The organism is Rhodococcus sp. NBC_00297, from assembly GCF_036173065.1.
GTDB lineage: Bacteria > Actinomycetota > Actinomycetes > Mycobacteriales > Mycobacteriaceae > Rhodococcoides.
Genome location: NZ_CP108041.1, coordinates 1,821,923 through 1,847,059 on the forward strand (window position 1 = coordinate 1,821,923; position 25,137 = coordinate 1,847,059).

Annotated in this window: 24 protein-coding genes and 1 riboswitch; of the genes, 10 read left to right on the top strand and 14 right to left on the bottom strand. The window is 69.2% G+C overall.

Annotated features, from left to right (window positions below):
- Positions 1-147: riboswitch (adenosylcobalamin (AdoCbl) riboswitch) on the bottom strand.
- Positions 148-204: 57 nt separating this feature from the next.
- From OG947_RS08685 to OG947_RS08700, 4 genes are all read right to left on the bottom strand, one after another.
- On the bottom strand, positions 205-1,119 hold the full coding sequence (locus OG947_RS08685; protein ID WP_056444318.1) for a cation diffusion facilitator family transporter: 915 nt from the start codon (positions 1,117-1,119) through the stop codon (positions 205-207).
- A gap of 129 nt (positions 1,120-1,248) precedes the next feature.
- Positions 1,249-2,121 (bottom strand): type IV toxin-antitoxin system AbiEi family antitoxin domain-containing protein, encoded by an 873-nt coding sequence (locus tag OG947_RS08690; RefSeq protein WP_328813707.1) that lies wholly within the window; start codon positions 2,119-2,121, stop codon positions 1,249-1,251.
- Positions 2,122-2,274: 153 nt separating this feature from the next.
- Positions 2,275-3,447, bottom strand: coding sequence for an FUSC family protein (locus OG947_RS08695; protein ID WP_204869801.1), 1,173 nt, complete (start codon positions 3,445-3,447; stop codon positions 2,275-2,277).
- Positions 3,448-3,457: 10 nt separating this feature from the next.
- Positions 3,458-3,874, bottom strand: coding sequence for a DUF3151 domain-containing protein (locus OG947_RS08700; RefSeq protein WP_027506413.1), 417 nt, complete (start codon positions 3,872-3,874; stop codon positions 3,458-3,460).
- Between the two features lie 57 nt (positions 3,875-3,931).
- Between OG947_RS08700 and OG947_RS08705 the strand changes: the two genes are divergently transcribed.
- Positions 3,932-4,459 carry an Rv0361 family membrane protein gene (locus OG947_RS08705; RefSeq protein WP_056695874.1) on the top strand — a complete coding sequence of 176 codons (528 nt, stop codon included), beginning with the start codon at positions 3,932-3,934 and terminating at the stop codon, positions 4,457-4,459.
- 9 nt (positions 4,460-4,468) lie between these two features.
- Here OG947_RS08705 and fbaA read toward each other — a convergent pair whose 3' ends face one another.
- A complete protein-coding gene (gene fbaA, locus OG947_RS08710) occupies positions 4,469-5,509 on the bottom strand; it encodes a class II fructose-bisphosphate aldolase (protein WP_027506415.1) in 1,041 nt (346 codons plus the stop codon).
- A gap of 191 nt (positions 5,510-5,700) precedes the next feature.
- Between fbaA and OG947_RS08715 the strand changes: the two genes are divergently transcribed.
- Together OG947_RS08715 and OG947_RS08720 are read left to right on the top strand one after the other, a co-directional pair.
- Positions 5,701-6,534: a VTT domain-containing protein gene (locus OG947_RS08715; RefSeq protein WP_328813708.1), complete on the top strand. Its 834-nt coding sequence runs from the start codon at positions 5,701-5,703 to the stop codon at positions 6,532-6,534.
- Between the two features lie 15 nt (positions 6,535-6,549).
- The gene (locus OG947_RS08720; RefSeq protein ID WP_051613508.1) at positions 6,550-7,227 is read left to right on the top strand and encodes a DedA family protein; all 678 of its coding nucleotides are present in this window, start codon (positions 6,550-6,552) and stop codon (positions 7,225-7,227) included.
- A gap of 10 nt (positions 7,228-7,237) precedes the next feature.
- On the opposite strand, the gene OG947_RS08725 is transcribed toward OG947_RS08720, so the two are convergent.
- The 3 genes from OG947_RS08725 to OG947_RS08735 are packed head-to-tail and all read right to left on the bottom strand — an operon-like array spanning position 7,238 to position 9,847.
- On the bottom strand, positions 7,238-8,335 hold the full coding sequence (locus tag OG947_RS08725; protein WP_222638853.1) for a glycoside hydrolase family 76 protein: 1,098 nt from the start codon (positions 8,333-8,335) through the stop codon (positions 7,238-7,240).
- Between the two features lie 47 nt (positions 8,336-8,382).
- The gene (locus OG947_RS08730) at positions 8,383-9,057 is read right to left on the bottom strand and encodes a TrmH family RNA methyltransferase (RefSeq protein ID WP_027506418.1); all 675 of its coding nucleotides are present in this window, start codon (positions 9,055-9,057) and stop codon (positions 8,383-8,385) included.
- Position 9,058: 1 nt separating this feature from the next.
- Complete coding sequence (locus tag OG947_RS08735) at positions 9,059-9,847, bottom strand: SDR family oxidoreductase (protein ID WP_027506419.1); 789 nt, start codon at positions 9,845-9,847, stop codon at positions 9,059-9,061.
- 110 nt (positions 9,848-9,957) lie between these two features.
- Between OG947_RS08735 and OG947_RS08740 the strand changes: the two genes are divergently transcribed.
- Entirely contained in the window at positions 9,958-10,374 is a 417-nt protein-coding gene (locus OG947_RS08740) for a hypothetical protein (RefSeq protein ID WP_328813709.1), read from the top strand.
- Positions 10,371-10,877, top strand: coding sequence for a methylated-DNA--[protein]-cysteine S-methyltransferase (locus OG947_RS08745; RefSeq protein ID WP_222626475.1), 507 nt, complete (start codon positions 10,371-10,373; stop codon positions 10,875-10,877). Before OG947_RS08740 ends, OG947_RS08745 begins: the two co-directional genes overlap by 4 nt.
- Here the strand turns inward: OG947_RS08745 and OG947_RS08750 are convergent.
- Positions 10,798-11,496, bottom strand: a complete 699-nt coding sequence (locus OG947_RS08750; RefSeq protein ID WP_222633148.1) for a lysoplasmalogenase — start codon at positions 11,494-11,496, stop codon at positions 10,798-10,800. The two genes, OG947_RS08745 and OG947_RS08750, sit on opposite strands and share 80 nt — an antisense overlap.
- A gap of 76 nt (positions 11,497-11,572) precedes the next feature.
- Here OG947_RS08750 and OG947_RS08755 point away from each other — a divergent pair, with 76 nt between their 5' ends.
- The 4 genes from OG947_RS08755 (at position 11,573) to thiD (ending at position 15,805) form a co-directional block, all read left to right on the top strand.
- Entirely contained in the window at positions 11,573-12,019 is a 447-nt protein-coding gene (locus tag OG947_RS08755; RefSeq protein WP_056444311.1) for a MarR family winged helix-turn-helix transcriptional regulator, read from the top strand.
- Positions 12,016-13,257: an MFS transporter gene (locus tag OG947_RS08760; RefSeq protein ID WP_222638856.1), complete on the top strand. Its 1,242-nt coding sequence runs from the start codon at positions 12,016-12,018 to the stop codon at positions 13,255-13,257. The genes OG947_RS08755 and OG947_RS08760 overlap by 4 nt, the downstream gene beginning before the upstream one ends.
- 205 nt (positions 13,258-13,462) lie before the next feature.
- On the top strand, positions 13,463-14,941 hold the full coding sequence (locus tag OG947_RS08765; RefSeq protein WP_328813710.1) for a hypothetical protein: 1,479 nt from the start codon (positions 13,463-13,465) through the stop codon (positions 14,939-14,941).
- Between the two features lie 75 nt (positions 14,942-15,016).
- The gene (gene thiD / locus OG947_RS08770; RefSeq protein ID WP_056443661.1) at positions 15,017-15,805 is read left to right on the top strand and encodes a bifunctional hydroxymethylpyrimidine kinase/phosphomethylpyrimidine kinase; all 789 of its coding nucleotides are present in this window, start codon (positions 15,017-15,019) and stop codon (positions 15,803-15,805) included.
- A gap of 3 nt (positions 15,806-15,808) precedes the next feature.
- Here thiD and pyrE read toward each other — a convergent pair whose 3' ends face one another.
- The 4 genes from pyrE to OG947_RS08790 all read right to left on the bottom strand — a co-directional run bounded on the left by pyrE (position 15,809) and on the right by OG947_RS08790 (position 18,479).
- On the bottom strand, positions 15,809-16,345 hold the full coding sequence (pyrE, locus tag OG947_RS08775; RefSeq protein WP_037186299.1) for an orotate phosphoribosyltransferase: 537 nt from the start codon (positions 16,343-16,345) through the stop codon (positions 15,809-15,811).
- A 24-nt stretch (positions 16,346-16,369) separates the two neighbouring features.
- Positions 16,370-16,936 (bottom strand): hypothetical protein, encoded by a 567-nt coding sequence (locus tag OG947_RS08780; RefSeq protein WP_222633151.1) that lies wholly within the window; start codon positions 16,934-16,936, stop codon positions 16,370-16,372.
- Positions 16,937-17,005: 69 nt separating this feature from the next.
- Positions 17,006-17,794 (bottom strand): SDR family NAD(P)-dependent oxidoreductase, encoded by a 789-nt coding sequence (locus tag OG947_RS08785; RefSeq protein ID WP_204869786.1) that lies wholly within the window; start codon positions 17,792-17,794, stop codon positions 17,006-17,008.
- 55 nt (positions 17,795-17,849) lie between these two features.
- Entirely contained in the window at positions 17,850-18,479 is a 630-nt protein-coding gene (locus tag OG947_RS08790) for a hypothetical protein (protein WP_056444305.1), read from the bottom strand.
- 214 nt (positions 18,480-18,693) lie between these two features.
- Between OG947_RS08790 and OG947_RS08795 the strand changes: the two genes are divergently transcribed.
- The gene (locus OG947_RS08795; RefSeq protein WP_222633152.1) at positions 18,694-24,162 is read left to right on the top strand and encodes an ATP-binding protein; all 5,469 of its coding nucleotides are present in this window, start codon (positions 18,694-18,696) and stop codon (positions 24,160-24,162) included.
- Positions 24,163-24,244: 82 nt separating this feature from the next.
- Here the strand turns inward: OG947_RS08795 and OG947_RS08800 are convergent, their stop codons facing one another.
- Positions 24,245-25,054 carry a hypothetical protein gene (locus OG947_RS08800; protein ID WP_328813711.1) on the bottom strand — a complete coding sequence of 270 codons (810 nt, stop codon included), beginning with the start codon at positions 25,052-25,054 and terminating at the stop codon, positions 24,245-24,247.
- Positions 25,055-25,137: the final 83 nt, after the last annotated feature.

Genomic DNA, 25,137 nt, shown 5'->3' on the forward strand with positions numbered 1-25,137 from the left:
AGTGGAACTCCTCAGATTGCGCGTCCGATTCGAGTCTCACGTGCCGGATCGGCGATCTGACTCACGGACGACGAGGCCCGCTCACAGTGGCGCGACCGTTCCGGATTCTCACCGGATTCCCCTCGCCAGCACGTCGCAGGTACTGACCTGCCGTGTCATGGTCGCACAGGTGTTCCGATGCCTGTCACCATCCCGACCGGCCTGCTACCAGGTGAGCTCGTCGCGGCAGGTGGCACCGTGCACCGCGGGCTCGACCTGCACGGTGGCGTGGTCCAGGCCGTAGGCCGAGAGCACTTCCTTCCCGCGGGCCAGCATCACCGATCCGGAACCGTCCGACGTGATGTGCACCGTGGCGACGTCCATGCCGGTGGTGAGGGTCCAGACGTGCAGGTCGTGGACGTCGACGACTCCGGGCAGCGCCCGCAGATCGGCCTCGAGCGCACCGATGTCCACCGACGACGGGCTGGCCTGCGTGAGGATGCGCAACGACTGGCCGGCGAGCGAGAGTGCCCGCGGCACCACCCACAGCGAGATGGCGATACCCACGACGATGTCCGCCCACGTCCAGTCGAACGCCAGGAGCAGCACACCGGCGACGAGCACCCCGACGCTGCCCACGGTGTCCGCGAGCACCTCGAGATAGGCCCCGCGTACCGCGATGGAGTCCTTCGCGTCGGCGCGGATGAGCAGCATGACGACGATGTTGGCGACGAGTCCCGCGGCGGCCGTCAGCACCATCGCGAGGCCCGGGATGTCCGGCTGGTCCCCGATGCGGCGGATCGCCTCGACGAAGATGAAGACCGCGACCCCGAGCAGCAGCACCGCGTTGGCGACAGCGGTGAGCACCTCGGCCCGGTGCCACCCGAATGTCCGTGCGGCAGAATTCGATCCGCGCCGGGCCATCGTGAGCGCAACGAGGCCCATCGACATGCCGATGATGTCGGTGAGCATGTGCCCGGCATCGGCGAGCAGGCCCAGCGAATTGATGATGAGGCCGACGGTCAGCTCGAGGGCGAAGAACGCGACGAGCACGAACCACGCGATCCCCATGCGTCGCAGCCGCCCGGTGCCGGCCTCACCAGCCGCCGGTGTGTGCGCATGTCCGTGCCCCGCTCCCATGATCGAGACCATACATGCGAATGTGTGCATATGGTGAGTCACGCTTCCCGCAGGGGTTCCGTATTCGAGTAGGGGTTGCAGCGTCCGCGGGAACACGGAACGGCCGCGTGAACCCAGAGACCTCCGGCGTCAGCGGAACGCGATGGCCATCCCGGCCGCGAGCAGACGCCGTAGCCGTTCGGGATGACGCAGGTCGTCCCACGTCCACCGCACCACATGGCAGCCGAGCGCGCGGAGGGCGTCCTCGCGCAGCTTCTCGTCGATCACCGACTGTGCTCCGCCGCGATACTTCGTCAGCCCGTCGAACTCGCCCATCAGCCGACCGTCCCAGTCGAAATCGGTGCGGGCCACGATGCGACCACGATCGTCGAGGAAGCGATGCTGCAGCCTCGGCGAGGCAATCTCGGGCCACTGCATCATCAGGGCTCGGCTCCACGATTCGCCGATGCTCTCGGTGAGAGGGCTCGCGAGGTCCACCGCGCGGCGGGCGGTGGCGATGCCGCGACGGCGCCCGAGCCGTGCGAGGCACTCCTGCAGATCCGGCGCCTCCGTGCGGAGTGCGGACTCGACAGCGCACAGCGCACGATCGAGTCCCACTGTGCACGCGATGTCGAGCGCCGTCCGCGTCGGCGTCGTGACCTGCACACCGTCGACGGTGGTGACGTCCAGCGGGGACAGCGGCACCCGGTGCTCGGCGACCCTCCTCGTCGACGCACCACCTCCTCGACCGTCGACGCTCACATGCACTCGGTCTCGGTCGGGAGCGAGAAGGGGGAGCCGATGCAGCGCCGCCGCGGACTCGTGACTGGCGACGGCCACCGCGGTGCGTCCCGCCATGACTCCGAGCACGCGCAGGCGGTAGCGCTCGTCTGGTGATGCCGACGCCCACTCCGAGCCGGGGCCGTAGGAGCCGCGGCTCACGCGGACCAGTTCGCCGCGCCTCACCAGACCGCGCAGCGCCGCATCTGTCACGTCACCGGTGGCGCGGCGGTGCAGGTCCATGGCGGTGAGTGTCGATCACGCGCGGACGGGGACACGCCTTCCTGTCGCCCGCCTGTGGAGCATCTTCGTCCTGTGTACCGGCAGCTCCCGCAGGGCTTCCGTACTCGAGGAGGGGTTGCAGCGTCCGCGGGAACACGGAACGGCAGCGGGAACCTAGTAGTCGAGCTCGGGCGGCACGGCGGGGTGGTCGACGGTCGGGGGCAGGGTCGCCAGCGCGGAGATCCGCGAGAGCCCTGCCACCTGGAGCAGGTCGACGACGATGGACCGGATCTGCGCGAGCACCACCACCGCGGACAGGCCGGCGTCCTGCATGAGCTCCGCCTTCGCACCGACTGCCACGTGCCGGAGAACCCGCGCTGCCTCGGCTCGGTCGGGTTGCTCGCCGGGATCAGCGAGCATCATCTTCCGCACCACCTCGGTGGCCTGCGCGAGCTTCTCGACGAGGTCGACCAGTCGGGGGTCGAGAATCTCGTCGTCGCGCACCAGGGACAGGGAGCGCCTGGCGAGAACCCGGATGTTGCGCACCGCGTTGTCCAGCGGATCCGCCGTCGCGGCGAGCTCGGCCAGGCGCTGCTTGCTGTTCCAGTACAGCGGGGAGATGCGGCTGATCTCGCGCCCGCCCTTGAGATCGGTGCGCATCGCGTCGATGGCCGGTTGTGTGGCGCGCGCAGCCTTCAGTGCCTTGGCGATCGGTTCCGCGTCGTTGGCCAGGAGACCGTCCGCGACGAGTTGCAGTACCCGGCCCGACGTGGCGATGACGGTGGCCGCGTCCTTGCGTGCGCGGCGCACGGGGTGCGTCGGCACGACGGCGACGACGGCGAGTCCCACCAGACCGCCGATCAACGCGTCGACCATGCGGTTGAGTCCGCCGGCGTTGCCCGGCGGGATGAGCGTCGCCACCAGCACGGCCGACGATCCCGCCTGCATCGCGATGATGGCGCCGCTGTCGAGGAAGACCGCGGTCGACATCGCGAGCGCGACGACCAGGGCGATCTGCCACGGGCCGGTCCCGATGAGGGCGATGATCGCGTCACCGACACCGATGCCGACCGTGACGCCGACGACGAGTTCGGCCGAACGTCGCATCCGCGCCCCGAGGGACACACCGAGCGAGACGACGGCCGCGATCGGTGCGAAGAAGGGCGTGACGTGCCCGACGACGTCCGTCGCCACGAACCACGCGATGCCCGCGGCGAGCGCGCACTGGATGATCGGCAACCCGGAGACACTCAGTCGCCGCAGCGAGGCGTCGATCCGCGCGGAGCCGCGGGTGCGCAGGCCGAGATGCGGGGCCGTGAATCGTGGGTAGCTCCCGAATCGGCCCATGAAGCTGGTGCTAGCCGACGCCGAGTTCGTCCGCGGCGCGCGGATCGCAGTCCTCGAGCAGGTCGAGGCAGCGGGCGTACTCGTCCGTCTCCCCGATCGACTGCGCGGCGCGGGCCAGGACGGCCACGCAGCGCAGGAAGCCGCGGTTGGGCTCGTGGCTGTACGGCACAGGTCCGAAGCCCTTCCAGCCGTTGCGACGCAGCTGGTCGAGCCCGCGGTGGTAGCCGGTGCGTGCGTAGGCGTACGCGGTGATGGTGCGGCCGTCGGACAGGGCGGCCTCGGCGAGGTAGGCCCACGCGATCGACGCGGTGGGGTGCGCCGCGGCCACCTCCTCGGGGGCCGTGTGGTTCAGGAGAGCGGACTCGGCCTCGTCGTCGCCGGGCAGCAGGGTGGGCTGGGGACCGAGGAGATCACCGAAGGAAGTCATGACGACAGTCTCCCACGGAGCGCGCGGGAGACGTCGGGCGCTGGATAAGGTGCACGCGTGTCCCCGGATAACTCGCGCCCCGCCGCACCGCGCCGCATCGAACCCAGCGCCGCACCGAAGAAGGTGTCGACGCGCTCCGGTGGACGGCGGCGCGGACCGTGGATCGCGGCGGCCCTCGTGGCCCTGCTGGCGATCGCGGGTGTCGTGGCGTTCGCACTGCTGCGGGGCGGCACGAGCGTCACGGGTCCGAGCGACGACGAGAAGATCCGCACCTCGATCGACACCTTCACCGCGGCGTTGCGTGACGGCGACCTGACCGCTCTGCGCGGCGTCACGTGCGGCGCGCTGGCGTCCTTCTACGGCGGCATCTCCGAGGCCGACTTCGCCGCGACGCACGACGCCGCCGTCGCATCCGGAACGGTGCCGGTGGTACAGAGCGTCGACACCATTCAGATCACCGAAGCGGAACCGCCGGATCAGACGACGGCGATCGCACAGGTCACCGCGCGCACCGAGGGCGCGGAGCCCTCGGCGCGCACGTTCGACCTCGCGCTGGACGGCGAGACCTGGAAGGTCTGCGCCTGACCGCGCTCGTCAGCCCGCTGACACACTCCGACCGGCGGACTTCAGGTCGTTGCACGCCTCGACGACGCGCGCCGTCATACCGGCCTCGGCCTTCTTGAGGTAGCTGCGCGGGTCGTAGGCCTTCTTGTTGCCCACCTCGCCGTCGACCTTCAGCACGCCGTCGTAGTTGCTGAAGAAGTGGCCGGCGATGGGCCGACTGAACGCGTACTGGGTGTCGGTGTCGACGTTCATCTTCACGACGCCGTACTCGAGGGCCTCCTCGATCTCGCTCTTGGCCGAGCCCGAGCCGCCGTGGAAGACGAAGTCGAAGGGCTTGGAGCCGGCAGCGAGTCCGAGCTTCTCGGTGGCGACGCGCTGGCCGTCCGCGAGCACCGACGGCTTGAGCTTGACGTTGCCCGGCTTGTAGACGCCGTGGACGTTGCCGAACGTCGCGGCCAACAGGTAGCGCGATCCGGCATCGCCGGCACCGAGCGCCTCGACCGTCTTCAGGAAGTCCTCGTTCGAGGTGTACAGCTTGTCGTTGATCTCCGCCTCGACGCCGTCCTCCTCGCCGCCGACCACGCCGATCTCGATCTCCAGGATGATGCGCGCCGCGGCGGCCCGGGCCAGCAGATCCTTGGCGATCTCGAGGTTCTCGTCGATCGGCACCGCGGAGCCGTCCCACATGTGCGACTGGAAGAGGGGGTTCTTCCCGGCGTCGACGCGCTCCTGCGACACCGCGAGGAGCGGACGCACGTAGGTGTCCAGCTTGTCCTTGGGGCAGTGGTCGGTGTGCAGCGCGATGGTGACGTCGTACTTCGCGGCGACGACGTGGGCGAACTCGGCGAGCGCGACGGCGCCGGTGACCATGTCCTTCACACCGAGGCCGGACGCGAACTCCGCGCCACCGGTGGAGAACTGGATGATGCCGTCGCTGCCCGCGTCGGCGAAGCCCTTGATGGCCGCGTTGACGGACTCGGATCCCACGCAGTTGATGGCGGGAAAAGCGAACTTGTGTTCCTTGGCGCGGCCGAGCATCTCGGCGTACACCTCGGGAGTTGCGATCGGCACGAAGAAACCTCCACGGTGAGCGAACGGGGCACCCGATCAGGTGCGGTCACTAGCAGTATGTCAACCGAGGTGACGCCGGTCGCGCCCTGCCCGATCTACTCGCCGGTAGTTGCTGAGAGTTGCTCGTGAGTTGTACTACCCGCCACTCGGCGTGCGGGTATCGGCTGCTCTCGCCGGTACTGTGGGCGCTTGTGACTACCGTGGCCGCCTCCGTGACCGACCTCGCCCTGCTGCCGGGGTTCCTCGATCCCGTCAACCTGCTGAACTCGTTCGGCACCTGGGTCCTGGTCGGTCTGCTGCTGGTGGTGTTCATCGAGTCGGGCCTGCTGTTCCCGCTGCTCCCGGGCGATTCGCTGCTGTTCACGGCCGGTCTGATCGCCGCGTCGAAGAGCGCGGAGATCGAGCCGTTCGCGCCGCTGTGGGTGCTGTTGGTGACCATTCCGATCGCCGCGGTGCTGGGTGATCAGGCGGGATATCTGATCGGCAAGAAGGCCGGCACGGGCCTGTTCACGGACGACGCCCGCTTCCTGAAGAAGCGCTACATCGACGAGTCGCACGCGTTCTTCGAGAAGCACGGTCCCATCACCATCTTCCTGGCGCGCTTCGTGCCCATCGTGCGTACGTTCGCGCCGGTCGTGGCCGGTGCCTCGGGCATGCGCTACCGCACGTTCATCACCTACAACGTCGTCGGCGGCATCGTCTGGGGCTCGGGCGTCACGCTGCTCGGCTACCTGCTGGGCCAGATCGCCGTCATCCGCGACAACGTCGACATCATCTTCCTGCTCATCGTCGCCGTGTCCGTCCTGCCCATCGCCTGGGAGGTCGGCAAGCGGATCGTCGCCTCGCGCCGCACCCCGCTCGGTGAGGCCGTCGACGCGTTCGACGGCAAGCTCGACGGCAAGGTCGAGCCGTCCAAGTGGTCCGAGCCGGCCCAGAGGTCGGACACTGCTCAGCGGTCGGAACCAGCTCAGTGGTCCGAGCCCGTCCAGCGCACCGAGCCCGCTCCGCGCGACTCGTCCTCGTAGATCGGTCCCCCGTTCATGCTTCTCGCCGGTAGCACCGTGCTCGCCGAAGGCGGCGCGATGGGATTCCTCGAATCGGCCGGGCCCACCCTGGTCTGGCTCATCGTGGTGTCCTTCGTGTTCCTCGAGTGCGCCGTCATCGTGGGCCTCTTCCTTCCCGGCGACTCGCTGCTGATCACCGCCGGCATCGGACTGGCCGCCCACGCCTCGGGCACCTCGCACGTGTGGGCGCTGTCCGCGGGCGCGTTCCTGGCCGCCATCGCCGGTAATCAGGTGGGGTACATGATCGGTAAACGCACCGGTCATCGCCTCGTGGCGCGCAAGAACGGCAAGTACGTCAACACCGCGAATCTGGAGAAGGTCAACCGACTTCTCGAGAAGCACGGCTTCTGGGCGGTGCTCGTCGCGCGCTGGATCCCGTGGGTGCGGACCCTGTGCCCGATGGTCGCCGGTGCCGGTGGGATGAACCACCGCCGCTACACCATCGCCAGCACGCTGGGTGCGCTCATCTGGGCACCCGTGCTGCTGCTGATCGGGTTCTACTTCGGAGCGGTGCTCGACAAGGTGTCGTGGCTGTTCCCCACCGTGCTCACGCTGATGATCGTCTCGATCGTGGTCGGCACCATCTTCGGTCTGTACCAGTACCGCAAGGAGATGAAGAAGCCGGTGGAGACCACCGAAGTGCACGATCTCTGACGGCTGACGTTCAGCCGAGGCTGTGCGCCGCCTCCATCAACATCCAGCCGCCGAGCTGGACGGAGAAGTCGCGCTCCGGCACGGACGACGACGTGACGGTGCCGGCGCTGAACCGGGCGATCGACGCACCGAACGAGGGCAGCTTGGCGATGGCGGACCAGTCGCTCCCGAACAGCGGCAGGCCCTCGATGGACAGGCAGTTGTCCCACGCGGCCTCCGCCGACGCCAGCACGATGTCGGCGGCGACCGAGCGCGCCTCGTGGTCCTCGTCGTCGTCTCCGGGCAACGACGTCGCCACCAGTGCGAGGTACCGGGCGAGGATCCCGTTGAACAGGCCGCCGTCCCCTCCCCCGCCGCCGATGATCACGCCGTCCTTCGTGAGGTGCTGCTGCACGGCGGCGACGAGTCGATGCACGCGCTCGCGGTGCTTGTCGTCACCGAGGCTGATCGCGAGTTCGGTCTCGGCGCCGAGCACGACGCCCTGGCAGTAGGAGTAGATCGGCGTCTCGACGCGGCCGTCTGCGTGGATGCCGTCGAGCACGAGATGGGTCGTCGGATCGACGAGAGTCGCGTCGATCCAGTCGGCCATGGCCTGGGCGCGCCACAGCTTGCCGGTCCGTGCGAGCAGCACCGCCGCCGGGCCGTTGGCCGGCACGTTGAAGAAGTCGCTCTTCCTGGACCAGCGGATACCGCCCCCGTGCGCCGGATCCCAGGCGTCGAACAGCTCCGACTCCAGTGCCGCGATCGCGGTGCGATTGTCGACGAGGTGCAGACGTTGTGCTCGCTCCAGGGACAGCCCCAGCCACGCCATGTCGTCGTAGTACGAGTTGGTCCAGCCGGTGAGGTTGCGCAGCCGGTGGGTGCGCGCGATCCGGGCCAGCCGTCGTCGGCGGCGCGCCGACGGCGCCCGCTCCTCGGCGTCGACCACACAGTCGATGAGGTGCGCCTGCCACCAGTAGTGCCAGCGGAAGAACAACCGCTCCCGTCGGACCGGCGGCCACGCCACGACACCCAGAGCCGTCCCCGGCAGTCCCCACAGACGGCGGACGTGGCGAGAGAAGACGGCCTCCTCGGCGGCGTCCGCCCTGGAGGACCACGTGTCGTGCATGATTCGATCCTGCCAGTACCCCTCGGCTCGGGAGCCGTCGGGCACGGTCACCAGGCCAGGTCGGGATCCGCGTGCTGCCGGATCCAGGCGTGCATCGTGATCCCGGCTGCGACACCGGCATTGATACTGCGGGTGGAGCCGAACTGCGCGATGGACACCGTCATCGACGCGGCGGCGCGCGCGTCGTCGGTCACGCCCGGGCCCTCCTGACCGAAGAGCAGCAGCGCATTCCGCGGGAGAACGGCAGTCTCGAGCGGGACGGACCCGGGCACGTTGTCGACGGCCACCACCGTCAGGCCCGCCTCCGCCGCGTACGCCGTCAGCGCCTCGACGGTCTCGTGATGCTCGATGTGTTGGTAGCGATCGGTGACCATCGCACCGCGACGGTTCCACCGCCGACGCCCGACGATGTGCACCGCGGCGGCGCCGAACGCGTTGGCCGTGCGGACGACCGTCCCGATGTTGGCGTCGTGCGCGAAGTTCTCGATGGCCACGTGCATCGGATGCCGGCGCGTGTCCAGGTCCGCGACGATCGCCTCGCGCGTCCAGTACCGGTACGCGTCGACGACGTTGCGCCGATCCCCCTCGTCGAGGAGTTCGGGGTCGTAGCGGGGATCGGTGGGCCGAGGCCCGTCACGCTCGACGTCCCAGGCGGGTACGCCGCGCGGGTGCTCACCCCACTCGGTGGCACCCGCCTCGTCGCTGCGGTCGTTCTCGGTCAACTCAGGAATGGGACAGACGGCGGTTGACCTCGCGGGTCAGCCAGACCGGGGAGAACCGCGAGCCCATGGACAGCGCCTTGGACGGGAGCCCCACCGGGAAGTGCACCTTGTGGTAGATCCGCTTGGCGGGCTGCGTCGACTTGAAGATCGCGTCGGCGACGTCCTGCGCGGTCAACTTGATGCCCAGCGAACCGGTGGTACCGGTCTGGATCCCCTTGGTCATGGCGGTCTGCACGAAGAGCGGCCACATGGCCTTCACGGCGATGTCGTGCTTGTGCCACTCGAGGTCGAGCGCCTCGGTGAGCCCGCGCACCGCGAACTTGGTCGCGCCGTACGTGGCGAGCTCGGGCTGGCCGTAGATGGCAGAGGCGGAGCACAGGTTCACCACCTGGGCGCCGCGCGTCTTCTTCAGGTACGGGAACGCTTCGAGCAGCCCGTTCAGCACGCCGCCCACGTTGATGTCGAACTGCTTGCGGTGCGTCTCGATGGCCTGCTCGGCGAACTGGCCCGCGATGAGGATGCCCGCGTTGTTGATGAGCACGTCGAGTCGCCCGCCCGCCGCCTCGTCGAACTCCTTCAGTCGCTCGGTGAACTGCGCGGTGTCGGTGACGTCGAGGATTCCCGTCGTCGACGTCGAGCCCTTCGCCGCGATCTCCTTCGCGAGGGAGGCCAGTCCCGTCTCGTCGATGTCGTACGCACCGACGTGGTACCCGGCGGCGGCGAACGTGAGTGCGGTGGCCCGCCCGATGCCGGCTGCTGCGCCGGTGATGAAGACAGTAGGTTGAGACATGTCTGAAGAGTAAAGGGTCGGGCTGAGCTGCAACAGAGCGGTGAGCCGAAAACTTACCGCCGAGTAGCTTCCGGTGTCCTCGGAGGCGCTCACGGGAGGGATCCGAGTCGATGGACCACGAGAGAGTGGGTCGGGCGGTGGCCGTGGTCACCGCCATCTACGTCGTCGTGCTGGCGGTCTGGGCGCTCGTGCTCCTGCCCAAGGCCCCGGACGGCACCGTTCCGTATCAGATCGCTGCGCTGGTCGCGGGCTTCGGCGCGGCACTGGGACTCGCGATGATGGCTGCCGGGCGCCCCACCGCCGACGAACGCCGCATGCGCGACCACGGGCTCGAGGGGTGGGCCGTCGTCGACGAGGTACGGGAGATCGGAGCCGAGACGGAGGTCGACCTCACGATCACCGTGCCCGGGTCGGGGTCGGGGTCCTACCCGGGCACCGTCCGACGCACGGGGTCCGTTCGGTACGAGGTCGGCGCGACCGTTCCCGTCGTCGTCGATCCCGACGACCGGACGCGGATCCGGTTGTGACACCGACCGACTCGACCCGGCACCACACCGTTCTCGACACCCCGGTGGGTCCTCTCACCGTCGTGCGCACCGGGACGGCGCTGTCGGGCGTCTACTTTCCCGGTCACCGTCCGGCACCGGCTCCCGGCCGGATCGGCACCGCCCGGGCGGACGGGTTCGACGAGATCCGCGATCAGTTGGCGGAGTACTTCGGCGGCCGGCGGCGCCGCTTCGATCTCGAGCTGGCCCCGGTGGGCACCGAATTCCAGAACGAGGTGTGGGCCGCGCTCCGCACGATCCCCTACGGCGAGACGTGGACGTACTCCGCTCTGGCCGTCGCCGTCGGCCGGCCCACCTCGGTGCGAGCGGTGGCGTCGGCCAACGCCCGGAACCCGTTGTCGATCGTCGTGCCGTGCCACCGCGTCATCGGAATGTCCGGCAGCCTCACGGGTTTCGCCGGCGGCGTCGAGCGCAAACGCCTGCTGCTCGATCTCGAGTCGGGAACCCCGACGCTGTTCCCGTGAGGGAGTCGACGAGCGCGTACTGAGCGCCGGTGTAGGTCGCGAGCACCGCGACCTCGAGGACGTCGCGCAGGCGCGCGTCGGCCGTGGTCCGCCGCACGAGCACCATGCCGTCGGAGACGGTGAACAGCGTCGATCCGACGACGGCACGGGTGTCGCCGTCCGCACCGAGAACGGACATGGCACCGAGGGCGACGCCGTAGGCCATGGAGATCGGTGCAATGGTCGGGGCGCGTCTCGTGGCCAGCACGGCGCCGCCCGCCCATCCCGCCGCTCGAAGCAGAGCATGGTGCGGCCGCGCGCGAGAACCGTTGCGATGCAACAGTACCGACCAGCACCCCTGCATGACGGCGAACGACGACGCCCCCGCAGTGAACCGGCGATCGTCGTCCGGATCGATCATCGCGACGTCGCCGAGCGTCGCCGCCGAGAGCCCCGCAGCCAGCAGTGGCGAGCGGTGGGCGCCGGACCGCACCGCGAGAATCGGCATGAGGAGCGGCTTGCACACCGCCTGCACGACGGGTCGATGCGTGGCGGCACCGACGATGGTGCCCGCCGCAGCGACGGCGTAGGCCAGGGTCGTGGCCCTGCGGACCAGCGTGGCGGACGACCCGGACGGCATGCGGACACCGTAACCGACCCCACACTGGATTTCGATAGTTAGCTTATGTAACGTTAAGGGAGTGCAGACCACGGCGATGCGAACCGACGAACTGCGGACACTGCTGTCCGAACTGGTCACCACGACCTCGCGTTTCACCCGGCTCGCGGCCTCGGTCGCGCCCGCGGAGCATCCCCGTACGTGGTCGCGCGCGCTCTCCCTGCTCGACGAGTACGGCGCGATCCGGATCAGCGAGTTCGCCCGCCTCGACCGATGCTCGCAACCCTCGGCGACGGCCCTGCTGCGCACGCTCCACGAGAACGGTCTCGTCGACCGCATGACGGATCCGACCGACTCCCGCGCCGTGGTCGTGTCGATCTCGGACCACGGACGCACCTGGCTCGCCGACTCGCGTCGCGCCATCGGCGACGGACTGCTCCGCCACCTGGGCGAGCCCGATCCCGACCAACTCCGACGCATCGTCGAGGGCCTCGACGACCTGCGCTCGGTACTCAAGAACACAGCACGAAAGGAACACCCGTGACGACGATCGAGGAGAAGAAGGACGCGTCCCAGCCGAGCCTTCTGCAGCAACCGAAGGCCGTGTGGGCAGTGGCGTTCGCCAGTGTCATCGCCTTCATGGGGATCGGCCTCGTCGATCCCATTCTCAAGCCCATCGGCGAACAGTTGAACGCGACACCGTCGCAGGTGTCTCTTCTGTTCACGTCCTACATGCTTGTGACGGGCGTGGCGATGCTCGTCACGGGCGTCGTCTCGTCGCGCTTCGGCCCGAAGAAGACACTGCTGGCCGGTCTCGCGATCATCATCGTGTTCGCCGCGCTCGCAGGCTCGTCGAGCACCATCACCCAGATCGTCGGGTTCCGCGCCGGCTGGGGACTGGGCAACGCACTCTTCATCGCGACCGCCCTGGCGACGATCGTCGGCGCCGCGAGCGGTGGCGTCGCGCGGGCCATCATCCTGTACGAGGCCGCACTGGGCATCGGCATCGCCACCGGCCCGCTGGTCGGCGGCGTCCTGGGCAGCATCAGCTGGCGGGGCCCGTTCTTCGGCGTCGCCGTCCTGATGGCCGTGGCCGTCGTGCTGCTCGTCGTCATGCTGCCGGAGGGCGAGAAGCCCACGCACCGAACCTCTCTCGCGGACCCCTTCCGCGCACTGCGGCACCGCGGGCTGCTCACGGTCGGCATCACGGCACTGCTGTACAACTACGGATTCTTCACCCTGCTCGCCTACACGCCGTTCCCGCTCGACCTCGGCACCTACGCGATCGGCTTCATCTTCTTCGGCTGGGGACTCGCGCTCGCGGTGGCCTCGGTGTTCCTCGCACCGCGCCTGCAGCGCCGGTTCGGGACGCTGAACATGATGATGTTGGCGCTGCTCCTCTTCGCCGCCGACCTCGCCGCGATGGCTCTGTTCACGGAGAGCAAGCCGGTTCTGATCGTGTGCGTCGTCCTTGCCGGACTGTTCCTCGGCGTCAACAACACCCTCATCACCGAGACCGTCATGATCTCGGCGCCGGTCGAACGGTCGACAGCCTCGGCGGCCTACAGCTTCGTGCGGTTCGCCGGCGGCGCTGCCGCCCCGTACCTCGCCGGCAAGCTCGGTGAATCCAATGTGCACGTGCCGTTCTGGGTGGGCGCCGCCTGCACCTTCCTGGCCATCGGCGTCCTGGCGACCGGCCGGAAGGTCCTCGCACACGTCGACGACCACGACCCGGCACCGCACAGCGTCGACGAGGCGACAGCGCTCACCGTCGGCGACTGACCAGGGAAAACCGAATCACACCAGTCACATTCACCGCATGAACACCATCTGCACCAAAGGTCACACTTCGATGACGAAGTAACTCTGAAGTAAAGGTCTAGGCTGACCGGAAGGTACGTTCTGTTCGGTCGGGGGACGCGTACACCATTCTTCACCGCTTCTCGGATACGGCAGGAATGCCGTCTTCGGTATCGAAAGGCCATTCATGTCGGACAAGTCCATCACCCGTGCCCGCAGGACGCGGCTCGCTGCAGCAGGCGCCGTGCTCGCCGTGTCGCTGGCTGTCGCCGCACCCGCCGTGGCCGTCGCCCAGCAGGATCCGCCGGACAGCTCGGAGAGCAGCGAGTCCTCCTCGAGCACCACCACCGAGGCTCCCGCCACGTCGAGCACCGAGCAGGCACCCTCGGCGACGGATGCGCCGCCGGTCACCACCGTGCCCACCACCGCTCCCCCGGCCCGGCCGCTGCCGCAGGTCACCGGTTCCGTCGTGGTCGACGACGAGGGCAACTCCTCCATCAAGGTCGACATCGACGCGAAGCTGACCGAGGACGAGAAGAAGGCACTGCAGGTGGCCAAGGACGCCACCAAGGCCGCCGTCGACGCCATCAAGAAGGCGCAGGCATTCCTCGACGACGCCATCGCCGCAGCGCAGGGCGGCGACGCCGCTGCCGAGGCCGAGGTCGACGAAGCGAAGGCCGAGCTCGAGGCATCCAAGGCCGAGGAATCGGCGTCGGTCGCCGAGCAGGAGAGCATCGTCGCCGCCGGTGTCGCCGCCAAGGCGCAGGAAGAGGCGGACGCCGCCAAGGCTGCAGCGGACGAGGAGAAGAGCAAGGCGGACGCCGCTCAGGCCGAGGCCGACGCTGCGAAGGACAAGGCCGACGAGCTCGAGGGCGACGCTGCCGCGGATCCGACCGAGGCAGAGGCCGCACGTGCGGACGCCGATGCGAAGGCCGAGGCCGCAGCCGCCGCGCGCACCGCCGCGGAGGAGGCCACGAAGGCTGCCGAGGAGTCGTTGACGGCCGTCGGTGACGCGTTCGCGACGCTCGACGCCGCCAAGATCACCACGGCGATCCAGGCCGCGTACGCGAAGGCGTCGACGCTCTTCGCCGCTGTCGTCAAGGCAGCGACGACGCAGGTGGCCGCCACGGTCGCCGAGGAGAACGCGAAGCGGCTCGAAGCAGCCGGTGACGCCGAGGCGGCAGCAGCAGCAGCCGAGGCCGCCGCAGCAGCGAAGGCCGAGGCCGAGGCAGCTGCGAACGATGCCGCGGACAAGAAGGCCGCCGACGAGGCTGCCGCGGAGAACGCCGCCAAGGAGACCGTCACGGTCGAGGTCGGCGACGAGAAGAAGGAGGACGTCGAGGTCGCGACCATCGACTCCACCACGGTCGAGGTCACCGCCTCCGGAATACGTCTCATCGGCTTCTACGTCGACGGCCCGACGCGCACGTTCAAGGTGGTCGACTACTTCACCGACGACGAGGAGGGCAACGTCATCGTCGCCGGCGAACTGCCGGAGATCGGTCTCGTGTCGTCCGAGTCGAGCCTCGCGGGGTCGGATCAGGCGAGTGCCTCGAACGACGAGGGCGGACTGCCCGTCGCCGCGATCGGCACCGGCGTGGCCGTCGTCGCCGTCGCGGGTGTCGGTGCGTTCGCACTCTCGCGTCGCAAGGGCACTCGCTCCTGACGACCGAGCGCGTGGGTGCGGGGGCTCTCTCGGCCCCGCACCCACGCGCTCTCGGCGTTTTGGGATGATGAAGACATGCCGACACTCGCCTACGTCATCGCCGGATCCGAAGCCACTGGAGGCGCCGGCCTGCAGGCCGACCTCAAGACGTTCGAGCGGCTCGGGGTCTACGGCGTCGGCACCATCACCTGCATCGTCTCGTTCGATCCGAAGGCCGGGTGGGGCCACCGTTTCGTCCCCATCGCGGGACCGGTGATCGCCGACCAGATCGAGGCGGCGACGGCTGCCCACTCACTGGACGTCGTGAAGATCGGCATGCTCGGCACACCCGAAACCGTTGCCACCGTCGCCGAGTCGCTCCGTCAGCAGCCGTGGCGACACGTCGTCGTGGATCCCGTCCTCATCTGCAAGGGCCAGGAGCCGGGCGCGGCGCTGGACACGGACAACGCCCTGCGCGCCGAGATCCTCCCGCTCGCGACCGTCGTCACGCCGAATCTCTTCGAGGCGCAGACCCTGTCGGGAATGGACTCGATCGAGTCCGTCGACGATCTGTCGGAGGCCGCCCGCCGCATCGCGGACCTCGGACCGCGCTACGTGGTGGTCAAGGGCGGCGCGGGTCTGCCCGGCGACGAGGCCGTCGACGTCCTGTTCGACGGCACCGACGTCTCGGTGTTCCGTGCGCCGAAGATCGGCGAGGAGCGCGTCTCCGGAGCCGGCTGCATCTTCGCCGCCGCCATCACCGCCGAGCTCGCGAAGGGTTCCTCGGTCCAGGACGCAGTGGCCACGGCCAAGGACTTCGCGCACGCCGGCATCGTCGGCCGCGTGACGACGAACGCGCCCTTCACCGCCGTCGGCTGGCAGTAGAGCTCAGAGGTTCAGGTCGCCCAGACCGAGGAGGGACCGGTACTCGAGACCCTCGGCCGCGATGACCGCGTCGGCGCCGGTGGCGCGGTCCACCACCGTCGCGACGCCCACCACGACGGCACCGGCGTCACGCAGAGCCGCGACGGCCGTGAGCGGGGAGTTGCCGGTGGTGGTGGTGTCCTCGACGACCAGGACCCGTTTGCCCACGATGTCCGGGCCCTCGATCTGGCGCTGCATGCCGTGGGCCTTGGCCGCCTTACGGACGACGAACGCGTCGATGGGACGGCCCGGCGCGTGCATGACCGCCAAGGCGACGGGGTCGGCACCCATGGTGAGTCCGCCCACGGCGTCGAAATCCCAGTCCGACACCAGTTCTCGCATGAGCTGCCCGATGAGGGCACCGGCGCGGTGGTGCAGCGTCGCACGGCGGAGGTCGACGTAGTAGTCGGCTTCCGTGCCCGACGACAGCGTCACCTTCCCGTGCACGACGGCCAACTCGCGGACCAGTTCTGCCAGTTCGGACTTCTCGGTAGCTGCCACGAGCAGTGAATCTATCGGGTGCGCTCAGGCGGCGTGCTGCGGCGCCCGCAACCACGCCGTGTCGGCGTCCGCGGTCTCGGCGAACACAGCGGGCGCCCGGACGCCCAACAGCCGGACGACGGGTCCGGACAGCGGCGAGTCGGCGAGCGAGGCCAACGACGAGGCCTGCGTGTTGTACACGCGGACGGCCCCGGCGACGCGATGCTCGATGCGATCGAGTTCCGTTGCGGGCGAGCTGAAGTCCCACCCGAGAGGCCCACTGGCCCGACCGTCGAAGAGCACCTCGTGCAGCGCGACCGACAGCGCGTTCTCGGCGCCGGCCCGGGCGCCGAGCTCGGCGCGCCGATCCCGCATCATGGCCGACAGCGACCGCGCTCCGACGAGTTGGTTCACGGCGGCGCGGTCGAGATCGGCGTCGACGGCAGCGCGCACGAGATCGGGGATCACGGCCCGTCGTCGATCGAGCTCGATCTCGAGCAGGTTCAGTCCGGCAGCGACGGAGTCGGCCGACCGACGTGTCCGCCGGACGACCGACACGATCCAGCCGATACCGATGATCATCACGAACGCCACCAGGGCCACAACAGTCACACCAGAAACATAGCGCCGTCGAGTATGAACGTCGACCCGAGGTCGAGGGTTCGCCCCGGCCGCCGGAGCCTACGTCCGACCGCGCGCGCTGCCGACCAGGGAGACCACGCGGCGAGCGATGGTACGGGGCACCAGACGCGATACCGAAGTCAGTGACTTGTACTGAAGCCCAGGCACACTCAGCACGGTGTTCTTCTCCAGGTCGGCGAGCGAGGCGTCGACGACCTGGTCCACGGAGAGGTACATGAACGACGGAATCGACGACATCTCGATGCCGGCGCGCTCATGGAACTCGGTCCGCACGAAGCCCGGGCACAGAGCCTGGATACGGACGCCGGTACCGGCGAGACCGCCCGCGAGACCCTCGCTGAACGAGACGACATACGCCTTCGACGCGGAATACGTGGAACCGCGACCCGACATCAGGCCGGCGACGCTGGCCACGTTGATCACCGAGCCCTTCGCACCCGCGATCATCGACGGCAGCGCCGCGCGAGTGAACTGCATGACGGCGGTGACGTTGACGTCGAGCTGCGACTGCAGCAGCGCGGGATCCGCCGTCCAGAACTCGCCGGACGTGCCGAAGCCCGCGTTGTTGATCAGGACCTGCACGCCCTCCTGCAGTCGGGCGACCACGGCAGCGCGGCCCTCCTCGGTCGCGAGGTCCGCGCCCAGGATCTCCGACGAGGTGCCGTACGACGCGCGTAGCTCGTCGGCCAGTGCCTCGAGCCTGACGGTGTCGCGGGCGACCAGGACGAGGTCGTGGCCACTGGCGGCGAGACGGCGGGCGAACCCGCCGCCGATGCCGGACGTCGGACCGGTGACGAGGGCGATGGGCCGCGGTGTTGGAGTCGACATGCCCACGAGACTAACGGGTGAGGTTCCTCACGGCGGCACGTGGCTGATGAAACGATCAGTCGTCGCGTCCAGGTGCTGCGCGGCGTCGCGAGGGCGGCAACACGTGCAGAAGGCCGGACAGGCGGGTGACGGCGTCGATCGCGGCGTCCCAGTCGCGTCCCGAACTGCCCACCGGAACGGTGCCCAGCGTCCACGGACCCTCGCTCCACAGCAGCTGCACCACATCGGGCACCGAGTGCGTGAAGGCGACCATGCGCTGGTCACAGACTCGCCGTGCCACGTCGAGGTCGGTCGCGAAGATGATGCGCGGACCCAGCGAGCCGAGGAGCTGCATGTCGGCCTCCTTCGGCGGCGGCGTCGTGCGGGACCGCAGATCGAGGTCGACGTCGGATCCCACCTCGCGGCGCACCGCCACGACGGTCGCGGCGTCCTCGAGGTCGAACAGGACGAACTCCTCGCCGCGTCGCACACCCTCGACCACGTCGACGGCACCGAGGAACTCCTGGTTCGCCATGGCCGCACGCGAGAAGGTCGACGGCAGGTCGGGATCGGCGGGAACGTAGTGGTAGCCCTGCGCTTTCGCCCAGATCTGACGCACCCGGCCCTGCTGTCCGCGGCGGGCGCGATCGATGTACAGCAGTGCCACCGCACCGAGGAGTGCGATCAGAGCAAGGCCGAACCACATCGCTGTCATCGCTCTCCACTGTACTTTTCCCGGGGCACGGCGCCGTCGTCGGCCCATCGTGTCATTACCCGCCGGTATACCCGTGGGTAGCGCATCGCCACAGGTCAGTGACCGATCACGACCCTTTCGGGCGTTGGTGAGATGTACTCGCCAGTACGCTCGTGGACCGTCACACTGGCTCGGAAGACACTTTCCCTTCGAGACGGCGGAGCGCATGTTCACACGCATAGCAGTAGTCAACCGAGGCGAAGCAGCTGTTCGCCTCATCCGAGCGGTACGCGAGCTGAACAACGAATCGCGGTCCGCCGAGCCTCTGCGCGTCATCGCTCTGCACACCGACGCCGAGCGGAAGGCGATGTTCGTCCGCCAGGCCGACGAGGCCGTCACGCTCCGCAAGACGGGCGTGCAGAACCCGTACCTCGATTACGTCGAGCTCGAGCGCGCACTCGTCGAGGCCCGCGCCGACGCCGTGTGGGTCGGCTGGGGCTTCGTCGCCGAGGACCCGACCTTCGCCGACATCTGCGCTCGCCTGGGCATCACGTTCATCGGCCCGTCCGCTGCCTCGATGCGCCTGCTCGGCGACAAGGTCGAGGCCAAGATCCTCGCCGAGAAGGTGGGCGTCCCGGTCGCGCCGTGGAGCGGTGGTCCCGTCGAGACCCGCGCCGATGCACGTCGGCACGCCGCCGCCATCGGTTATCCCCTGATCATCAAGGCGCGCAGCGGCGGTGGCGGTCGCGGTATCCGCAAGGTCTTCGCCGAGGACGAGCTCGAGCTCGCACTCGAGCGCACCCAGGGTGAGGCCGAGCGCTCGTTCGGCGACCCTGTCGTCTTCCTCGAGCGGCTCGTCACCGAGGCGCGCCACGTCGAGGTCCAGGTCATCGCCGACACCCACGGCAACGTGTGGGCACCCGGCGTCCGCGACTGCTCGATCCAGCGTCGCAACCAGAAGGTCATCGAGGAGTCCAGTTCGGCCGTCCTGACCCGGGAGCAGGCCGACGAGCTCCGCGCCGCCTCCGCGGAGCTGGTCCGCGCCGCCGGGTATCACGGCGCCGGCACGGTGGAGTACCTCTACCAGCCGGAGCAGAAGATCTTCACGTTCCTCGAGGTCAACACGCGCCTGCAGGTCGAGCACCCCATCACCGAGGTGACGACGGGCCTCGACCTGGTCAAGCTGCAGATCCTCGTCGCGGGCGGCCACGTGCTCGAGGGCGACTGCCCGACCGAGTTCGGTCACGCCGTCGAGGCACGACTCAACGCCGAGGACGCCGACAACGGTTTCGCACCGGCGCCCGGCACCGTCCGGTTGCTGAAGTTCCCGCTCGGATCGGGCCTGCGCGTCGACACGGGCATCGCCCAGGGCGACGTCATCCCGCCCGACTACGACTCCATGGTCGCGAAGGTGATCGCCTGGGGCCGTGACCGTTCCGAGGCCCTCGCCCGGCTGCGTACGGCGCTTCGCGAGACCACCGTCGTCATCGACGGCGGCACCACCACGAAGTCGTTCCTGCTCGACCTGCTCGACCGCGAGGAGCTCATCGACGCCACTGCCGACACCGGCTGGCTCGACCGCACCGGCGCGGGCACCGCGGAGGGCCCCACCCGCGTCGCCGACGTCGCACTGATCGCCGCGGCCGTCGACGCCTACGACGCGGACGAGGCCCGTGAGCGCGCCAAGTTCCTGCTGTCCGCCCGCGGCGGCCGTCCCCGCGCCAGCCACGACATCGGCCGCACGGTCGAGCTCAACTACCAGGGCCAGGGCTACCGCCTGACCGTCGGCCAGGTGGGACCGCACCGCTACCTGGTCGCGGTCGACGACCACGAGATCACCATCGACATCGAGCGGCTCGGCACCTTCGAGCGTCGCGCCGAGATCGACGGCACCCGCTACTCCGTCGTCACCGTGCCCGGCCCCGCCGGGTATCTCGTCGAGGTCGACGGCGTGAGCCACCAGATCAGCCAGGACGAGGCCGGCCTGGTGCGCGCACCTGCCCCCGCTGTCGTCGTCGCCGTGCCGGTCGCCGTGGGCGACGAGGTCGAGGCGGGACAGACGCTCGTGGTCCTCGAGGCCATGAAGATGGAGACCGCGGTGCGCGCCGCCTCGGCCGGTCGGGTGAGCGAGGTGCTCGCCGTCGTCAACGCACAGGTCGACAACGGCGCGGCGTTGCTGCGCGTCGACCCGATCGGTGAGACGGCCGCCGCCTCCACCACCGCCCGGGTCGAGTTCCGCTCGCCGTGCGGCGACGCCGACCGCGACGACCGCATCGACGCACTGGCCCGTCTCGACGAACTGCGCGCCCTCCTCAGCGGATTCGACGTCAGCGCGTCCCGTGCGCTCGCCACCATCGCCGAGTACGACGCTCTGCGCGGGGCACTCCCGCGCAAGGACGGCGAGCTGGTCCGCGCCGAGCTGGACCTGCTCACCACCTTCGCCGACATGTGCGAGCTGACGCGTAACCGTCCGACCATGGACGAGGAGGGCACCGACGAGCGCGTCCACAGTCCGCGCGAGCACTTCCACGCGTTCCTGCAGTCGCTCGACGCCGACGTCCAGGGCCTGCCGGACGAGTTCCGCGACAAGCTGGCTCGCGCACTGCGGCACTACGACAAGAACGATCTCGATCGCGGCACCGATCTCGAGGAGGCCGTCTACCGACTCTTCCTGGCGCAGCAGCGCATCGAGAACCAGGTGCCGGCCATCGCGGCGCTCCTCGATCGGTGGATCGCCGACCCGTCGGTCGCCCCCGACGCGGACAGCGCCGTCGGTGAGGTGCTCGACCGCCTCGTCGTCGCGACCCAGGTGCGGTACCCGGTGATCGGCGACGTCGCCCGCAACCTCCGCTTCCAGTTGTTCGACGAGCCGCAGATCCGTAAGGCGCGCGAGCAGGTCTACGACGGTGTCCGCGGCAGTCTGCAGTACCTGGCCGAGCGGCCCGACGCCGACGATCACCAGGAGCGCATCGACGCCCTGGTCGCCACGGAGGAGCCGCTCGTGGAGCTGCTCTCCCAGCGCATGTCCGATCCGGGCGCCCTGCTCGAGGTGATCACCCGCCAGTACTACGAGATCCGTGACTTCGAGGACGTGAAGGCCTTCGATCGCGAAGGGCAGCACTATGTCTCGGGCACCTTCACCCTCGTCGGCGGCAAGGTCAACCTGCTCTCGACGATGACCGATCGCGCGGGCCTCTCGTCGACGCTGGTGGCGCTCACCGAGACCGCGGGGCCGGCACCCGAGAACCTCGCGGTGGATCTGTACCTCTCGTGGCCGACAGCTCCCGAGGACGGCGACCAGGTGGTCGAGGAGCTGCGCACCGAGATCGCCGCACACCCGGCGACCACGTCGTGGCGTCGCGTCACGGTCACCGTCTTCGGACGCGGCACCGGCATCTCGCGCCAGGTGACGTTCCGGCCGCAGGCAGGCGTTCTGACAGAGGACGTCTCGCTCCGCGACCTGCATCCGCTCACCGGTCAGCGACTGGACCTGTGGCGCCTCAAGAACTTCGACGGCACCCGCATCCCCTCCGCACCCGGCACGTACCTGTTCGATCTGGTGGCGAAGGACAACCCCAAGGACGAGCGACTGGTCGCCCTGGCCGAGATCCGCGACGCCGCAGTGCAGTTCGACGCCCAGGGCAACGTGGTCTCGGTTCCCGCCATCGAGCGCACGCTCTCCGCGTGCCTCGACGGCATCCGCCGCGCCCAGGCTCGCCGCGGCAACCGCCGCCTCGACCACAATCGCGTCGTCCTCTACGTGTGGCCGGTGCTGAACCTGCCGCTCGACAAGCTGCGCATCGTGGCCCGGCATCTCGCGCCGCTCACCGTGGCCGCCGGTCTCGAGGAGATCACCATGATGGCCCGCGTCGTGGTGCGCCCCGGCGCGGAGCCCACCATGCAGGCCCTGCGCTTCTCGTACCGACCCGGTACCGGAGTGGTCACCAAGATCACCGACCCGCCCACCGAGCCCATGCGCCCGCTGGACACGTACACCCAGAACGTGCAGCGCTCGCAGGCACGCGGCACCGTGTACCCGTACGAGCTGATCCCCGTGCTGACCAAGCGCGACGGTTCCTTCGTCGAGTACGACCTGGACGAGTCCGGTGCGCTGCAACCCATCTCGCGGCCGTACGGTCAGAACACCGCGGGCATCATCGTGGGCCTGGTGTCCACGCCGACGGCGCTGTACCCGGAGGGCATGACCCGCGTCGCCCTGTTCGGCGATCCGACCAAGGCGTTGGGCACGGTGGCCGAGGCCGAGTGTGCGCGCGTCGTCGCCGCGATCGACCTGGCCGAGGAGATGAACGTCCCTGTCGAGTGGTTCGCGCTCTCCTCCGGCGCGACCATTTCCATGGGCAGCGGCACGGAGAACATGGACTGGGTGTCGCGGGCTCTGCGCCGCATCATCACCTTCACGCAGGCCGGTCACGAGATCAACGTGATCGTCGCGGGCATCAACGTCGGCGCGCAGCCGTACTGGAACGCCGAGGCCACGATGCTCATGCACACCAAGGGCATCCTGGTGATGACGCCGGAGAGCGCGATGGTGCTCACCGGCAAGCAGTCCCTGGACTACTCCGGTGGCGTCTCCGCGGAGGACAACTTCGGCATCGGTGGCTACGACCGCGTCATGGGCCCCAACGGGCAGGCGCAGTACTGGGCTCCGAACCTCGGAGCTGCGTGCGACGTCCTCTTCGCGCACTACGATCACGCGTATCGCGCACCGGGAGAACGCTTCCCGCGCCGCACCACGACCGTCGACCCGGTCGACCGCGACGTGCGGACCTACCCGCACGTCCACCCGTCGAGCGACTTCAAGACCGTCGGCGACATCTTCTCCTCGGCCACCAACCCCGAGCGCAAGAAGCCGTTCGACATCCGCACCGTCATGCGCGCCGTGGTCGATCAGGACCACGCCGTGCTCGAGCGATGGGCCGACATGGCCGACGCGGACACGTCCGTCGTCTTCGACGCCCACCTCGCCGGTTACCCGGTGTCGGTGATCGGCATCGAATCGCGTGCCATCTCGCGCAAGGGATGGTTCCCGTCCGACGGCCCCGACCAGTGGACGTCGGGAACGCTGTTCCCCCGCTCGTCCAAGAAGACGGCCCGTGCGATCAACGCCGCCAGCGGCAACCGCCCGCTGGTGGTGCTGGCCAACCTGTCCGGCTTCGACGGGTCACCGGAGTCGCTGCGCAACCTGCAGCTCGAGTACGGCGCCGAGATCGGCCGTGCCATCGTCAACTTCGACGGACCGATCGTGTTCTGCGTGGTCTCCCGGTATCACGGCGGCGCGTTCGTGGTGTTCTCCGGAGCGCTCAACGAGAACATGGAGGTGCTTGCCGTCGAGGGATCGTTCGCGTCCGTCCTCGGTGGTGCACCGGCCGCAGCAGTGGTCTTCACGCGAGACGTCAACAAGCGCACCGCATCCGACCCGTCCGTCCGCGATCTCGAGGCACGCATGAACTCCTCCGAGGACGACACGGAGCGGGCCCGGTTGCAGGTGGAGCTGTCGGCCACCCGCACCGCGGTGCGCTCGGAGAAGCTCGGTGAGGTGGCGTCCGAGTTCGAGGCGGTGCACAACATCGAGCGAGCGCGGACCGTCGGTTCGGTGCACCACATCGTGGCGGCCGCCGAACTGCGCCCGCAGATCGTCGCGGCGATCGAGCGCGGAATGGCCCGCCAGGCCTGACCTGATCGACAGAGAGACACCCTCCCCCGCGTGTGCGAGGGAGGGTGTCTCTCGTTCGGTGGTGGCGGTCGACGCCCCGGCGTCAGTTGAAGCCGATACCGGCGCTGACGATGACCTCGGCGGTGATGGACCCGTCGGCCAGCGGGGTGCCCTGCACCACGATCGAGGTGCCGGGCGCGAGGTCCGCCACCGTGGCGGCACCGAGCGCGAGGATCTGCGTGTTCGCGTTCGTCACCACGGTGACGGTGGACCCGCCGATCCCGTCCATGACGATGGTGGTGCCGTCGTTCGAGATGATCGTGCCCACGGAGGCCCCCTGGGACCCCAGCGCCTCCCCCACTCCCCCGGGAATCTGCTCCAGACCCGGCAGCGAGCCCAGCGGCGGGACGCTCGACGGCGGCGCCGTGGTCGTGGGCGGGGCGGAGCGCGGCGTGATGGCCGGCGCCGCGGTGCGCGAGGACGACGTCGAGTCGTACAGCAGATAGGCCCCGGTGCCGATGAGTGCGATCACGACGAGCGCCGCCACGACGATGAGTGCGGTCTTCGGACCGCGCGGGGGCTTGCTGTCGCCGTTCTCGAGGAAGGGCGCTTCGCCGTACTGGTTCTGCTGGTACGGGGGCTGCTGGTACTGGGGATAGCCCTGCGTCGGGTAGCCCTGCTGTGCCGGGTAGCCCTGAGTCGGATACTGCTGCTGCTGGGGGTAGCCCTGCTCGTACGGCGGTTGCTGGGCGTACCAGTCGCCTGCCGGGAGCGCCTCGGTCGGGTTGTAACCGGACTGCCCGTAGGCCTGGCCCGGATCCGACGTGTGACCGGGAGTGCCGAGGTACTCCGTCGGCTGGTCGCGGTCGCGAGCCGAGTCGTCGTTGTCGCGCGGTCCGGTCGGCGTCGTCATGACCTCAGGATAGTCCCCGAAAAGACCGGGCAAATCGGACGAGATGTGCCGTGCGCCGGGCACCGAACCGACCGTTGTGATCG